This window comes from Enterobacter sp. DN, assembly GCF_046054285.1.
In the GTDB taxonomy this organism is placed as follows: Bacteria; Pseudomonadota; Gammaproteobacteria; order Enterobacterales; family Enterobacteriaceae; genus Enterobacter; species Enterobacter hormaechei_C.
Genome location: NZ_JBJJTG010000003.1, coordinates 219,153 through 232,329, shown reverse-complemented (window position 1 = coordinate 232,329; position 13,177 = coordinate 219,153). Strand labels below are relative to the sequence as shown.

Annotated in this window: 16 protein-coding genes; 14 read left to right on the top strand and 2 right to left on the bottom strand. The window is 57.0% G+C overall.

Features of this window, described 5'->3' with window-relative positions; all coding sequences use genetic code 11:
• Nucleotides 1-25: 25 nt before the first annotated feature.
• A complete protein-coding gene (gene cysH / locus ACJTMZ_RS09580) occupies nucleotides 26-760 on the top strand; it encodes a phosphoadenosine phosphosulfate reductase (RefSeq protein WP_063132975.1) in 735 nt (244 codons plus the stop codon).
• A gap of 95 nt (nucleotides 761-855) precedes the next feature.
• Here cysH and ACJTMZ_RS09575 read toward each other — a convergent pair whose 3' ends face one another.
• Complete coding sequence (locus ACJTMZ_RS09575) at nucleotides 856-1,899, bottom strand: aminopeptidase (RefSeq protein ID WP_015571715.1); 1,044 nt, start codon at nucleotides 1,897-1,899, stop codon at nucleotides 856-858.
• A 237-nt stretch (nucleotides 1,900-2,136) separates the two neighbouring features.
• Between ACJTMZ_RS09575 and cysG the strand changes: the two genes are divergently transcribed.
• From cysG to ACJTMZ_RS09520, 11 genes are all read left to right on the top strand, one after another.
• On the top strand, nucleotides 2,137-3,495 hold the full coding sequence (gene cysG / locus ACJTMZ_RS09570) for a siroheme synthase CysG (RefSeq protein WP_252010968.1): 1,359 nt from the start codon (nucleotides 2,137-2,139) through the stop codon (nucleotides 3,493-3,495).
• Between the two features lie 9 nt (nucleotides 3,496-3,504).
• Complete coding sequence (gene cysD / locus ACJTMZ_RS09565) at nucleotides 3,505-4,413, top strand: sulfate adenylyltransferase subunit CysD (protein WP_252010967.1); 909 nt, start codon at nucleotides 3,505-3,507, stop codon at nucleotides 4,411-4,413.
• Nucleotides 4,414-4,422: 9 nt separating this feature from the next.
• The gene (gene cysN, locus ACJTMZ_RS09560) at nucleotides 4,423-5,847 is read left to right on the top strand and encodes a sulfate adenylyltransferase subunit CysN (RefSeq protein WP_015571714.1); all 1,425 of its coding nucleotides are present in this window, start codon (nucleotides 4,423-4,425) and stop codon (nucleotides 5,845-5,847) included.
• Entirely contained in the window at nucleotides 5,847-6,452 is a 606-nt protein-coding gene (gene cysC / locus ACJTMZ_RS09555; RefSeq protein ID WP_015571713.1) for an adenylyl-sulfate kinase, read from the top strand. Before cysN ends, cysC begins: the two co-directional genes overlap by 1 nt.
• Before the next feature lie 58 nt (nucleotides 6,453-6,510).
• Nucleotides 6,511-6,837 carry a DUF3561 family protein gene (locus ACJTMZ_RS09550; RefSeq protein WP_006811767.1) on the top strand — a complete coding sequence of 109 codons (327 nt, stop codon included), beginning with the start codon at nucleotides 6,511-6,513 and terminating at the stop codon, nucleotides 6,835-6,837.
• A gap of 79 nt (nucleotides 6,838-6,916) precedes the next feature.
• A complete protein-coding gene (gene ftsB / locus ACJTMZ_RS09545) occupies nucleotides 6,917-7,228 on the top strand; it encodes a cell division protein FtsB (RefSeq protein WP_003862095.1) in 312 nt (103 codons plus the stop codon).
• 19 nt (nucleotides 7,229-7,247) lie between these two features.
• Entirely contained in the window at nucleotides 7,248-7,958 is a 711-nt protein-coding gene (gene ispD, locus ACJTMZ_RS09540) for a 2-C-methyl-D-erythritol 4-phosphate cytidylyltransferase (protein ID WP_017692759.1), read from the top strand.
• Complete coding sequence (ispF, locus tag ACJTMZ_RS09535; protein WP_003862097.1) at nucleotides 7,958-8,437, top strand: 2-C-methyl-D-erythritol 2,4-cyclodiphosphate synthase; 480 nt, start codon at nucleotides 7,958-7,960, stop codon at nucleotides 8,435-8,437. Before ispD ends, ispF begins: the two co-directional genes overlap by 1 nt.
• Complete coding sequence (gene truD / locus ACJTMZ_RS09530; protein WP_045338393.1) at nucleotides 8,434-9,483, top strand: tRNA pseudouridine(13) synthase TruD; 1,050 nt, start codon at nucleotides 8,434-8,436, stop codon at nucleotides 9,481-9,483. The genes ispF and truD overlap by 4 nt, the downstream gene beginning before the upstream one ends.
• Nucleotides 9,464-10,225 (top strand): 5'/3'-nucleotidase SurE, encoded by a 762-nt coding sequence (gene surE, locus ACJTMZ_RS09525; RefSeq protein ID WP_033487588.1) that lies wholly within the window; start codon nucleotides 9,464-9,466, stop codon nucleotides 10,223-10,225. Before truD ends, surE begins: the two co-directional genes overlap by 20 nt.
• On the top strand, nucleotides 10,219-10,845 hold the full coding sequence (locus ACJTMZ_RS09520) for a protein-L-isoaspartate(D-aspartate) O-methyltransferase (RefSeq protein WP_015571709.1): 627 nt from the start codon (nucleotides 10,219-10,221) through the stop codon (nucleotides 10,843-10,845). Before surE ends, ACJTMZ_RS09520 begins: the two co-directional genes overlap by 7 nt.
• Nucleotides 10,846-10,939: 94 nt before the next feature.
• On the opposite strand, the gene ACJTMZ_RS09515 is transcribed toward ACJTMZ_RS09520, so the two are convergent.
• On the bottom strand, nucleotides 10,940-11,080 hold the full coding sequence (locus ACJTMZ_RS09515; protein WP_223230135.1) for a peptidase: 141 nt from the start codon (nucleotides 11,078-11,080) through the stop codon (nucleotides 10,940-10,942).
• On the opposite strand from ACJTMZ_RS09515, the gene nlpD reads away from it, so the two are divergent.
• The gene (nlpD, locus tag ACJTMZ_RS09510) at nucleotides 11,013-12,086 is read left to right on the top strand and encodes a murein hydrolase activator NlpD (RefSeq protein WP_223864621.1); all 1,074 of its coding nucleotides are present in this window, start codon (nucleotides 11,013-11,015) and stop codon (nucleotides 12,084-12,086) included. The genes ACJTMZ_RS09515 and nlpD overlap by 68 nt on opposite strands.
• Before the next feature lie 59 nt (nucleotides 12,087-12,145).
• The gene (gene rpoS, locus ACJTMZ_RS09505; RefSeq protein ID WP_013098493.1) at nucleotides 12,146-13,138 is read left to right on the top strand and encodes an RNA polymerase sigma factor RpoS; all 993 of its coding nucleotides are present in this window, start codon (nucleotides 12,146-12,148) and stop codon (nucleotides 13,136-13,138) included.
• Nucleotides 13,139-13,177: the final 39 nt, after the last annotated feature.

Sequence of the window (13,177 nt, the reverse complement as noted above, 5' to 3'; positions counted from 1 at the left end):
GGCAAAACAGGCAAACGAGGTTCTTATGTCCGTACTCGATCTAAACGCCCTTAATGAGCTGCCAAAAGTCGAACGCATTCTGGCCCTGGCAGAAATCAACGCCCAACTGGAAAAACTCGACGCCGAAGGGCGCGTGGCCTGGGCGCTGGAAAACCTGCCGGGTGACTATGTGCTCTCGTCGAGCTTTGGTATTCAGGCGGCGGTCAGCCTGCATCTGGTGAATCAGATCCGTCCGGATATTCCGGTGATCCTCACCGATACGGGCTATCTGTTCCCGGAAACCTATCAGTTTATTGATGAACTGACGGATAAGCTCAGGCTGAACCTCAAAGTCTACCGCGCGACGGAAAGCGCGGCCTGGCAGGAGGCGCGCTACGGCAAGCTGTGGGAACAGGGCGTTGAGGGCATTGAGAAATACAATGAGATCAACAAGGTCGAGCCGATGAACCGGGCGCTGAAAGAGCTGAACGCTCAGACCTGGTTCGCGGGCCTGCGCCGCGAGCAGTCCGGGAGCCGGGCAACGCTGCCGGTGCTGGCGGTGCAGCGCGGCGTGTTCAAAGTGCTGCCGATCATCGACTGGGATAACCGCACGGTGTACCAGTATCTGCAAAAGCACGGGCTGAAGTACCATCCGCTGTGGGATCAAGGCTACCTGTCGGTAGGCGACACCCATACCACGCGTAAATGGGAACCGGGAATGGCGGAAGAAGAGACGCGATTCTTTGGGCTGAAGCGCGAGTGCGGGCTGCACGAAGGGTAATGTTTTTTCGCCCGGTGGCGGCTACGCCTTACCGGGTTTACAACGGCACGAAACGTAGGCCCGGTAAGGCGTAGCCGCCACCGGGCTTAACGACATCAGGCTTTCCCCGCTTTCGCCAGCTCCTTCACCAGCGGCAGCATCACCTTCACGACATCCCGGCTGCGGTGCTCAATCCGCTGCGGCAGCGCTTTATCAATGTGCTGCTGATTATCCAGCCGCACATCATGCCAGCTGGTCCCGTCCGGAAAGGCTTTCGATTTGCTGCGCTGCTGATAGCCATCTTTTTTGCCCAGCGCCCAGTTTGTCGCCTCGACGTAAAGCACCGGAATGCCCGCCTTATCAAACACTTCACCGTCATTACAGCAGCCTGTGCCTTTAGGATACTGCGGGTTACCGCCCGGATTTGTCGCGGCATAGACGCCATGCGTGCGGGCAAGCGCCAGCGCGCGGTCGCGGGTGAGTTTACGTACGCTGCTCGGCGTGCTCTGTCCGCTATTAAAATAGAGCTTATCCCCCACGATCAGATTATCGAGGTTAATCACCAGCAACGTATTTTTCTTCTCCTCAGCGCTCATGCGCTTAAGGAGATTCTCAGCGCCGAGTTTTCCTTCTTCTTCGCCGCTGGTCGCAACAAAGCGAATGCTGTATTTCGTCGGAATATTCTTCAGGCGTTCGGCCAGCTCAAGCATCACGCCCAGACCCGCCGCATTGTCATCCAGTCCCTGAAGCGTCAGCCCGCCGAGGTTATTATCGACATCGGCGTCGCTCAACGGCGTGTAGGTATCAAGGTGCGCCATAATAATAATCTGCTCAGCCGCCTTTCCTTCGTGCGCCGCAATGACCGTGCTGCCGGTTACGTTATGCCAGTTTTGCGTTTTATTGCGTGTGGTATAGATGTAGCGGCTGTGGAAAGCGCGAATGTCGCTCTCATAGCCCATATCCGCAAATTGCTGACGGATATAGTCTGCTGAGAGCATCTCGGCTGGGGTTCCGGTCATACGGCCCGGAAAGACCGTCGCAATATGCCGCGCCTGCATACTGGCTATTTCACCGTAAGATTGATTTTTTGCCTGAGCCGGAAGGATAAAGCAAACGCCGAGCGCCAGGGCAACGAATCGGTGGCGCATTGCGGAAAACATAGTGAGTCCTTAAAAACAGAGCAAAATTTTAACCCGCATAGTATGAAACTGTGATCGGGTAGACACAATTTGAATTGCTCCTAAATGCCCGAAATTTCGCGTGTTAAGCACTTTTTGATATTTGCTTTTCCACGGCGTTATTCCATTGAGTAACTACTCATTCCAATTCGTAATTTCATTCGATCTAAGCCGCCCCCTATAGTCCCTTTATTCGTGGTTGTTAGTGAGTTGTTGCCTGTGGACTATCTCCCCCTTTTTGCTGCCTTAAAAGACCGACCGGTACTGGTTGTCGGGACGGGTGAAATTGCCGATCGCAAAATCGCCTTCCTGCAACGCGCCGGGGCGCAGGTGCAGATCGTTGCAGAGGCGGATTTTGAAGAGTCTCAGATCGACAGCGTGGTGCTGGTGATTGCGGCAACCGAAGATCGGCCGCTCAACCGCCGCATCTCCGACGCAGCTCAGGCCCGTCACCGTCTGGTGAACGTGGTAGACGACCAGCCGTTATGTTCATTTATCTTCCCGTCGATTGTCGACCGCTCGCCGCTGCTGGTGGCGATCTCCTCCGGCGGCACCGCCCCGGTGCTGGCGCGCGTGCTGAGAGAAAAAATCGAAGCGCTGCTGCCGACCAGCCTCGGACGCATGGCGCAGAAGGCCAGCTACTGGCGCAACCATTTGAAAACGCGTCTGACCAGCGTGACGGAACGCCGTCGCTTCTGGGAGCGTGTGTTTCGCGGCCGCTTTGCCAGCCTGATGCAGGCCGGTAACGAGACGGCGGCGCAACAAATTCTCGAAGACGAACTGGATAACCCCGGCAGTACGGGCGGAGAGATCATTCTGGTGGGCGCCGGGCCGGGCGATGCCGGGCTGCTCACGCTGCGTGGCCTCCAGGTTCTTCAGGATGCGGATATCGTGTTCTATGACCACCTGGTCACCGACGGTATTCGCGAGCTGATCCGCCGTGACGCGGAGCAAATTTGCGTCGGCAAACGTGCCGGCGAGCACTCCGTGCCCCAGCACGACACCAACCAGATGCTGATTGCCGCTGCGAAAGCGGGCAAGACCGTGGTGCGCCTGAAAGGGGGCGACCCGTTTATCTTCGGTCGTGGTGGCGAGGAGTTGCAGGCGGCAGCCGAAGCGGGCGTCCCGTTCCAGGTGGTTCCCGGCATTACGGCGGCGTCTGCCGTCACGGCCTACGCCGGTATTCCGCTGACCCATCGCGATTACGCCCAGAGCGTGACCTTTGTGACCGGGCACTATAAAGCCGACAGCACGCCGTTTGACTGGTCGCATCTCGCCCAGAGCCGACAAACGCTGGCGATTTATATGGGCACGATGAAAGCGGCTGACATCAGCGAACAGCTTATTCAGCACGGTCGCGATGCGACGACGCCAGTAGCGGTGATCTCCCGCGGGACACGCGTCGATCAGCATGTCGCCATCGGCACCTTACAAGACCTTGCAACCCTGGCGAAAGACGCCCCAATGCCCGCCCTGATCGTGGTGGGAGAAGTGGTGCAGCTGCACAGCACGCTCGCCTGGTTCCAACACACAACCGACACAGAAGGCTTTGGCGCTTCTGTTATAAATTTGGCTTAAGGAACGGTTATGGACCAAAAACGACTTACTCACCTGCGGCAGCTCGAAGCGGAAAGTATCCACATTATCCGCGAAGTGGCCGCCGAGTTTTCTAACCCGGTGATGATGTACTCCATCGGTAAAGATTCCAGCGTCATGCTGCACCTGGCGCGTAAAGCGTTTTATCCGGGTACGCTGCCGTTCCCGCTGCTGCACGTGGATACCGGCTGGAAATTCCGCGAGATGTACGAGTTTCGTGACCGTACCGCCAAAGCCTACGGCTGCGAGTTGCTGGTGCACAAAAACCCGGAAGGGGTGGCGATGGGCATCAACCCGTTCGTGCACGGCAGCGCCAAGCATACCGACGTCATGAAAACCGAAGGGCTGAAGCAGGCGCTGAATAAATACGGTTTTGATGCGGCCTTCGGCGGCGCGCGACGTGACGAAGAGAAATCCCGCGCCAAAGAGCGTATCTACTCCTTCCGCGACCGCTTCCACCGCTGGGACCCGAAAAACCAGCGTCCGGAGCTGTGGCACAACTACAACGGCCAGATCAACAAGGGCGAAAGCATTCGCGTCTTCCCGCTCTCCAACTGGACCGAGCTGGATATCTGGCAGTACATCTATCTGGAAAATATTGAGATCGTTCCGCTGTATCTGGCGGCCGAGCGCCCGGTACTGGAGCGCGACGGCATGCTGATGATGATCGACGACGATCGCATTGATTTACAGCCGGGCGAAGTGATCAAAAAACAGATGGTCCGTTTCCGCACCCTCGGCTGCTGGCCGCTGACCGGCGCGGTGGAATCCAGTGCGCAGACGCTGCCCGAGATCATCGAAGAGATGCTGGTGTCGACCACCAGTGAGCGACAGGGCCGCGTGATTGACCGCGACCAGGCAGGCTCCATGGAGCTGAAGAAACGTCAGGGTTATTTCTAAGGAGCCGCCATGAATACGACTATTGCCCAACAAATTGCCGATGAAGGCGGCGTAGAAGCTTATCTGCACGCCCAACAGTACAAAAGTCTGCTGCGTTTCCTGACCTGCGGCAGCGTCGATGACGGGAAAAGTACCCTGATTGGTCGTCTGCTGCATGACACGCGCCAGATCTACGAAGATCAGCTCTCTTCCCTGCACAATGACAGTAAACGCCACGGCACCCAGGGCGAAAAACTCGACCTGGCGCTGCTGGTGGACGGCTTGCAGGCGGAGCGCGAGCAGGGCATTACCATTGATGTCGCCTATCGCTACTTCTCTACCGAAAAGCGCAAATTTATTATCGCCGACACCCCGGGGCACGAGCAGTACACCCGTAACATGGCGACCGGCGCGTCCACCTGTGACCTGGCGATCCTGCTGATCGACGCCCGTAAAGGTGTGCTGGATCAGACTCGTCGTCACAGCTTTATCTCTACGCTGCTGGGGATCAAACACCTGGTGGTGGCAGTAAACAAAATGGATCTGGTGGACTACAGCGAAGCGCGTTTCGACGAGATCCGCCAGAGCTACCTGACCTTTGCTGAACAGCTGCCGGGCAACCTCGATATTCGCTTTGTGCCGCTGTCGGCGCTGGAAGGGGATAACGTCGCCTCTCAGAGCGCGAACATGCCGTGGTACAGCGGCCCGACGCTGCTGGAAGTGCTGGAAACCGTTGAAATTCAGCGCGTGGTCGATACCCAGCCGATGCGCTTCCCGGTGCAGTACGTGAACCGTCCGAACCTCGATTTCCGCGGCTTCTCCGGTACTCTCGCTTCAGGCTCCGTGAAGGTGGGTCAGCGCGTCAAGGTGCTGCCATCCGGCGTGGAATCGACCATCGCCCGTATCGTCACCTTTGATGGCGATCTGGACGAAGCCGGGGCAGGTGAAGCGGTAACCCTGGTACTGAAAGACGAAATTGATATCAGCCGCGGCGACCTGCTGGTCGACGCTCAGGAAACGCTGGCGGCGGTGCAGGGCGCATCCGTGGATGTAGTGTGGATGGCCGAACAGCCGCTGACCGCAGGCCAGAGCTATGACATTAAAATCGCCGGCAAGAAAACCCGCGCCCGCGTGGACGGCATTCAGTTCCAGGTGGACATCAACAACCTGACCCACCGTGACGTGAGCGAGCTGCCGCTGAACGGCATCGGTCTGGTGGATATGACCTTCGACGAGCCGCTGGTGCTGGATCCGTATCAGCAGAATCCGGTGACGGGCGGGCTGATCTTCATTGACCGCCTGACCAACGTCACCGTCGGTGCCGGCATGGTCCGCGAGCCTGACGCACAGGCGAGCGTGACGTCTGAGTTCAGCGCCTTCGAGCTGGAACTGAACGCGCTGGTGCGTAAGCACTTCCCGCACTGGGGCGCACGCGATCTGCTGGGAGGCAAGTGATGGCCGCCCATGATGAGAACGTCGTCTGGCATCCTCATCCGGTCACCGTCGCCCAGCGCGAACAGCTCCACGGTCACCGTGGGGTTGTGCTGTGGTTTACCGGGCTGTCTGGCTCCGGTAAATCCACGGTGGCAGGCGCACTGGAAGAGGCGCTGCATCAGCAGGGGGTGAGCACCTACCTGCTGGACGGCGACAACGTGCGTCACGGCCTGTGCAGCGATTTAGGGTTCAGCGATGAAGACCGTAAAGAGAACATTCGTCGGGTAGGGGAAGTCGCCAGCCTGATGGCGGATGCCGGGCTGGTGGTGCTAACGGCGTTTATCTCACCGCACCGCGCCGAACGTCAGATGGTGCGTGAGCGCGTTGGGCAGAATCGCTTTATTGAAGTGTTTGTGGATACCCCGCTGGCAATCTGCGAAGCGCGCGATCCAAAAGGGCTGTACAAAAAAGCCCGCGCGGGAGAGCTGCGAAACTTCACCGGCATTGACTCGGTTTACGAAGCGCCTGAATCCCCTGAGATTCATCTGGAAGGTCAACAATTGGTAACAAATTTAGTAAGCCAATTATTAGACCTGCTCAGACGGGACGATATTATCAGATCCTGAGACGGTATCATTCGGGAGCTGTCTTCCCGAGCGATGAGTCACGGTCACAGGATTAGCTATGCGCAACAGTGAAAACTACATGATTACCACCGGGTCGGAACCGTTAACGACCGACGACGAGACGACCTGGTCCTTCCCTGGGGCGATAGTCGGCTTCGTATCGTGGCTACTGGCGCTGGGTATCCCGTTTTTGATCTACGGTGGTAACACCCTCTTTTTCTTCCTCTATACCTGGCCTTTCTTTCTGGCGCTGATGCCCGTTGCGGTGGTTGTGGGCGTGGCGCTGCACTCCCTTTTCAACGGCAAGCTCCTGTATAGTACGCTCATCACTATCGCCACCGTTGTGGTCATCTTTGGCCTGCTGTTTTTATGGCTGATGGGCTAACTTACGGCATAATTAAAACCCCGCAGTAGAGTCCAGCGGAAAGTTATGGGATGATGATGCCGTTTTTTCAGGGGGCAGGATGGGTAAACTAACGCTGCTGTTGCTGGCTTTGCTGGTCTGGCTGCAATATTCGCTGTGGTTCGGCAAAAACGGACTGCACGACTACAGCCGGGTGAGCGATGACGTCGCGGCACAGCAGGCTACAAACGCCAAACTTAAAGCGCGTAACGATCAACTTTTTGCTGAAATTGATGACCTCAATGGCGGCCAGGAGGCGATTGAGGAACGCGCACGCAATGAACTCAGTATGACTAAGCCGGGCGAAACGTTTTATCGCCTGGTTCCGGATGCGTCTAAACGCAATCAGGGCTCCGCACAAAACAATCGATAATCAGGCCCAGGATTACGACATGGCAGCAACTTTTTCGGACGTCTGTGCCGTGGTGCCGGCCGCAGGTTTTGGCCGGCGCATGCAGACAGAATGTCCTAAGCAGTACCTCTCAATTGGCGATAAAACGATCCTCGAGCACGCCGTGGCAGCGCTGCTGGCGCATGCCCGGGTGAAACGCGTGGTTATTGCCATCAGCCCCGGCGATGCGCGTTTTGCACAGCTCCCGCTGGCAAATCATCCTCAGATTACCGTTGTTGACGGCGGCGCCGAGCGGGCCGACTCTGTTCTGGCGGGCATTCAGGCTGCCGGGAACGCGCAGTGGGTGCTGGTGCACGATGCCGCGCGTCCCTGTCTGCATCACGACGATCTGTCACGTCTGCTGGCCCTGAGTGAAACCAGTAACGTGGGCGGCATTCTGGCCGCCCCGGTGCGTGACACCATGAAGCGTGCCGAACCGGGTAAACCGGCGATTGCCCACACCGTCGAGCGCGTCGATCTCTGGCACGCGCTGACGCCACAATTTTTTCCCCGCGAATTACTCCACGACTGCTTAACGCGTGCGCTTAAAGAAGGTGCGACCATTACGGACGAAGCCTCGGCGCTGGAGTATTGCGGTTTTCACCCAACGCTTGTTGAAGGGCGCGCTGATAATATAAAAGTGACGCGCCCGGAAGACTTACAGCTCGCGGAATTTTATCTTACCCGTACGACCCCTCAGGAGAAGGCATAATGCGTATTGGACACGGTTTTGATGTACACGCCTTTGGCGGCGTTGGCCCAATTATCATTGGCGGCGTGCGCATTCCTTACGAAAAAGGTCTGCTGGCGCATTCTGATGGCGACGTGGCGCTGCATGCGCTGACCGACGCGCTGCTGGGTGCCGCCGCATTGGGCGACATTGGCAAACTGTTCCCGGACACCGATCCTGCTTTTAAAGGCGCAGACAGCCGCGAACTGCTGCGCGAAGCCTGGCGTCGTATTCAGGCCAAAGGCTACACCCTAGGCAACGTTGATGTGACGATCATTGCTCAGGCACCGAAGATGCTGCCGCACATCCCTCAGATGCGCGTGTTTATCGCTGAAGATCTGGGCTGCCATATGGACGACGTCAACGTCAAAGCGACCACCACGGAGAAGCTGGGCTTTACCGGTCGTGGCGAAGGCATTGCCTGTGAAGCCGTGGCGCTGCTGGTGAAGGCGGCCAAATGACGGATTTCGACAACCTGACGTATCTGCACGGTAAACCGCAGGGCAAGGGGCTGCTGAAAGCCAACCCTGAAGATTTCGTGGTAGTGGAAGATCTGGGTTTTGAGCCGGACGGCGAAGGCGAGCACATCCTGGTGCGCATTCTGAAAAACGGCTGCAACACCCGCTTCGTGGCGGACGCGCTGGCAAAATTCCTCAAAATCCACGCCCGCGAAGTGAGCTTTGCCGGTCAAAAAGATAAACATGCCGTGACTGAACAGTGGCTTTGCGCCCGTGTGCCCGGCAATGCCATGCCCGATTTAAGCAAATTTGAGCTTGAAGGCTGTAAGGTACTGGAGTACGCCCGCCATAAACGCAAATTGCGTCCGGGAGCGTTGAAAGGCAACGATTTCACGCTGGTGCTGCGTGAAGTGAACGACCGCGATGACGTTGAAAAACGCCTGAAGGCCATTACCGAACGCGGCGTGCCAAACTATTTTGGCGCACAGCGCTTTGGCATTGGTGGCAGCAACCTGCTGGGCGCGCTGCGCTGGGCGCAAAGCAGCGCGCCGGTGCGCGACAGGAATAAACGCAGTTTTTGGTTGTCGGCGGCCCGCAGTGCGTTGTTTAATCAGATTGTGAGCGAACGGCTGAAAAAACAGGACGCGAATCAAGTTGTTGTCGGCGATGCGCTACAATTAGCGGGACGCGGAAGCTGGTTTATGGCAACGGCCGATGAGATGGCCGATGCCCAGTCGCGCGTGGACGCTAAAGCGCTGATGATTACCGCCGCCTTGCCGGGCTCAGGCGACTGGGGAACTCAGGGCGAGGCGCTGGCCGCTGAGCAGTCAGCGGTGGCGGATGCGCCAGAATTACAATCATTGCTGGTGCGGGAAAAAGTCGAGGCGGCGCGCCGTGCGATGCTCCTCTACCCGCAACAGCTGAGCTGGAACTGGTGGGATGACGTAACCGTCGAGTTACGCTTCTGGCTGCCGGCAGGTAGCTTTGCCACCAGTGTTGTCAGGGAACTTATCAACACGTCGGGTGATTATGCGAATATTGCTGAGTAACGATGACGGGATCCATGCGCCAGGTATTCAGACGCTGGCGAAACACCTCCGCGAATTTGCGGATGTGCAGGTCGTGGCTCCCGATCGTAACCGCAGTGGCGCGTCTAACTCATTGACGCTGGAGTCTTCACTTCGCACCTTTACCTTTGAGAATGGCGATATTGCCGTCCAGATGGGGACGCCGACCGACTGCGTGTTTCTGGGCGTAAATGCGCTGATGCGCCCGCGGCCGGATGTTGTGGTCTCCGGCATCAATGCCGGGCCGAATCTTGGCGATGATGTGATTTACTCCGGCACCGTGGCCGCGGCGATGGAGGGGCGTCACCTGGGGTTCCCGGCGCTGGCGGTCTCGTTAAACGGCCACACCCACTATGACACTGCCGCCACGGTAACCTGCTCTATTCTCCGTGCGCTTGGCCGCGAGCCGCTGCGTACCGGACGTATCCTCAATATTAACGTGCCGGATCTCCCGCTGGACGAGATCAAAGGGATCCGCGTGACGCGCTGCGGCAGTCGCCATCCGGCCGATCAGGTTATTCCCCAGCAGGATCCGCGCGGCAATACCCTGTACTGGATCGGCCCGCCGGGAGATAAATGCGATGCCGGGCCAGACACCGACTTCGCTGCGGTGGATGAGGGTTACGTTTCCGTTACGCCGTTGCACGTAGATTTAACCGCTTATAGCGCGCATGATGTGGTGTCGGACTGGTTAGATCGGGTCGGAGTGAACGCGCAATGGTAAGTAAACGTGTACAAACTCTTCTGGAACAATTACGCGCACAGGGGATTGCCAACGAGCAGGTGCTGGATGCGCTTGCCCAGGTTCCCCGTGAGAAGTTTGTAGATGAGGCGTTTGAACACAAAGCGTGGGAAAACGTGGCGCTGCCCATCGGGCAAGGCCAGACGATTTCGCAGCCTTACATGGTGGCGCGTATGACGGAGCTTCTGGAGTTAACGCCAGACTCCCGGGTGCTGGAAATTGGCACCGGTTCAGGGTATCAGACCGCGATCCTGGCCCACCTTGTGCACCATGTCTGTTCCGTGGAACGGATTAAAGGCTTGCAGTGGCAGGCGCGCCGTCGCCTGAAACAGCTTGATTTACATAATGTATCGACACGCCACGGCGATGGATGGCAGGGTTGGCAGGCTCGCGCCCCGTTTGACGCCATAATAGTCACGGCCGCGCCACCTGAAATTCCCGCTGCACTTCTCTCGCAGCTGGACGAGGGCGGCATTCTAGTTTTGCCCGTCGGCGATGAGCAGCAGCTTTTAAAGCGCGTTCGTCGACGCGGCGGCGAGTTTATTATCGATACCGTGGAAGCCGTGCGCTTTGTGCCCCTGGTTAAGGGCGAGCTGGCCTGAGACTCGGATTTTTCCAGGGTTATTGAGGCAAATTCAGCGTATGGTGTGGCGCGATAGGTTTGTGCCATCACGGTTATTTTTAAGTCACTGGTAGTTAACACATTCCTGGGGGATAAATGAGCGCGGGAAGCCCAAAATTCACCATCAGCCGTGTTGCGGCATTATCACTGGTTTCGCTCTGGCTGGCAGGCTGTACAAGTTCTGACAATGCACCTGCGCCCGTCAGTTCCGTCAATGGAACCAGCGGCTCGGGTAACACGTCCAGCGGAATGTTGATTACCCCTCCGCCTAAAATGGGCACGTCCACGGCGCAGCAAACTCCGCAGATCCAGCCGGTTCAGCGTCCAGTTACGCAGCCTTCGCAGATTCAGCCAGTGGATCAGCCTGTTCAGACCGAAAATGGCCGCATAGTGTATAACCGTAAGTATGGGAACATTCCGAAAGGTAGCTATACCGGCGGCAGCACCTATACCGTGAAGCGCGGCGATACGCTGTTCTATATTGCCTGGATCACCGGGAACGATTTCCGCGATCTGGCACAGCGAAACAACGTCCAGGCCCCGTATGGTCTGGAAGTCGGGCAAACGCTTCAGGTTGGCAACGCGACGGGGACACCGCTTACGCCAGGCAACACCGTTTCAGCGGCCGACGTAACTGCGCAAAATAACAGCGTCACCCCTGCACAAAAAACCACCACGGTGGTTGCTTCACAACCTGTAATTACGTATTCTGAGGATTCAGGTGATCAGAGTGCTAACAAAATGTTGCCGAATAATAAAGGTACTGCGACTGTTGTCACAGCACCGACTACGGCACCTGTGGTTAGCTCTACTGTACCGACTGCAAGCAGTCAGAATGCCAGCTCGTCAATCACCACCTGGCGCTGGCCAACTGACGGCAAGATTATCGAGAACTTCGCTACCTCAGAGGGGGGCAACAAAGGGATCGATATCGCAGGCAGTAAAGGACAGGCAATCATCGCGACCGCAGACGGGCGCGTTGTCTATGCCGGTAACGCACTGCGCGGTTACGGTAATCTTATTATCATCAAACATAATGATGATTACCTGAGTGCCTACGCCCATAACGACACTATGCTGGTCCGGGAACAACAAGAAGTTAAGGCGGGGCAAAAAATCGCTACCATGGGTAGCACCGGAACCAGTTCTACACGCTTGCATTTTGAAATTCGTTACAAGGGGAAATCCGTAAACCCGCTGCAATATTTACCGCAGCGATAAATTGATGGGACATGCCAGCCAGGGTGTCTCGTCCAGGGATCACGGGTAGGAGCCACCTTATGAGTCAGAATACGCTGAAAGTTCATGATTTAAATGAAGACGCGGAATTTGATGAGAACGGAGCAGAGGCTTTTGACGAAAAAGCCTTAGTAGAAGAGGAACCCAGTGATAACGATTTGGCTGAAGAAGAGCTGTTATCGCAGGGTGCCACACAGCGTGTGCTGGACGCGACTCAGCTTTACCTTGGGGAGATTGGTTACTCCCCACTGCTAACGGCCGAAGAAGAAGTCTATTTCGCACGTCGTGCTTTGCGTGGTGATGTTGCCTCGCGTCGTCGCATGATCGAAAGTAACCTGCGACTGGTCGTGAAAATTGCCCGCCGTTACGGCAATCGTGGTCTGGCTCTGCTGGATCTGATTGAAGAGGGCAACTTAGGTCTCATCCGCGCAGTTGAGAAGTTTGACCCGGAACGCGGGTTCCGTTTCTCAACCTACGCGACCTGGTGGATTCGTCAGACCATCGAACGGGCTATTATGAACCAGACCCGTACGATTCGACTGCCGATCCACATCGTCAAAGAGTTGAATGTTTATCTGCGTACCGCGCGCGAGTTGTCCCATAAACTGGACCACGAGCCAAGTGCGGAAGAGATTGCAGAGCAACTCGACAAACCGGTTGATGACGTAAGCCGTATGCTGCGTCTCAACGAGCGCATTACCTCGGTTGACACCCCGCTGGGTGGCGACTCCGAAAAAGCGCTGCTGGACATCCTGGCCGATGAAAAAGACAACGGCCCGGAAGACACCACGCAGGACGATGACATGAAACAGAGCATCGTCAAATGGTTGTTCGAACTGAACGCCAAACAGCGTGAAGTGCTGGCACGTCGTTTCGGTTTACTGGGGTATGAAGCTGCGACACTGGAAGACGTCGGCCGTGAGATTGGCCTGACCCGTGAACGTGTTCGTCAGATTCAGGTTGAAGGACTACGCCGCCTGCGTGAAATCCTGCAAGGGCAAGGTCTGAATATCGAAGCGCTGTTCCGCGAGTAAGCAACCATTCGTCAGAAAAGGCCCGTCGTGAGACGGGCC

Excerpts from the sequence above, each read along its gene's own strand:
- ispD (WP_017692759.1), top strand. The coding sequence starts at position 7,248 with ATGGCAGCAACTTTTTCGGACGTCTGTGCCGTGGTGCCGGCCGCAGGT.
- ACJTMZ_RS09575 (WP_015571715.1), bottom strand. The coding sequence starts at position 1,899 with ATGTTTTCCGCAATGCGCCACCGATTCGTTGCCCTGGCGCTCGGCGTT.
- cysN (WP_015571714.1), top strand. The coding sequence starts at position 4,423 with ATGAATACGACTATTGCCCAACAAATTGCCGATGAAGGCGGCGTAGAA.
- truD (WP_045338393.1), top strand. The coding sequence starts at position 8,434 with ATGACGGATTTCGACAACCTGACGTATCTGCACGGTAAACCGCAGGGC.
- ACJTMZ_RS09550 (WP_006811767.1), top strand. The coding sequence starts at position 6,511 with ATGCGCAACAGTGAAAACTACATGATTACCACCGGGTCGGAACCGTTA.
- cysD (WP_252010967.1), top strand. The coding sequence starts at position 3,505 with ATGGACCAAAAACGACTTACTCACCTGCGGCAGCTCGAAGCGGAAAGT.
- ispF (WP_003862097.1), top strand. The coding sequence starts at position 7,958 with ATGCGTATTGGACACGGTTTTGATGTACACGCCTTTGGCGGCGTTGGC.
- ACJTMZ_RS09520 (WP_015571709.1), top strand. The coding sequence starts at position 10,219 with ATGGTAAGTAAACGTGTACAAACTCTTCTGGAACAATTACGCGCACAG.
- cysH (WP_063132975.1), top strand. The coding sequence starts at position 26 with ATGTCCGTACTCGATCTAAACGCCCTTAATGAGCTGCCAAAAGTCGAA.
- rpoS (WP_013098493.1), top strand. The coding sequence starts at position 12,146 with ATGAGTCAGAATACGCTGAAAGTTCATGATTTAAATGAAGACGCGGAA.
- surE (WP_033487588.1), top strand. The coding sequence starts at position 9,464 with ATGCGAATATTGCTGAGTAACGATGACGGGATCCATGCGCCAGGTATT.
- ftsB (WP_003862095.1), top strand. The coding sequence starts at position 6,917 with ATGGGTAAACTAACGCTGCTGTTGCTGGCTTTGCTGGTCTGGCTGCAA.
- cysC (WP_015571713.1), top strand. The coding sequence starts at position 5,847 with ATGGCCGCCCATGATGAGAACGTCGTCTGGCATCCTCATCCGGTCACC.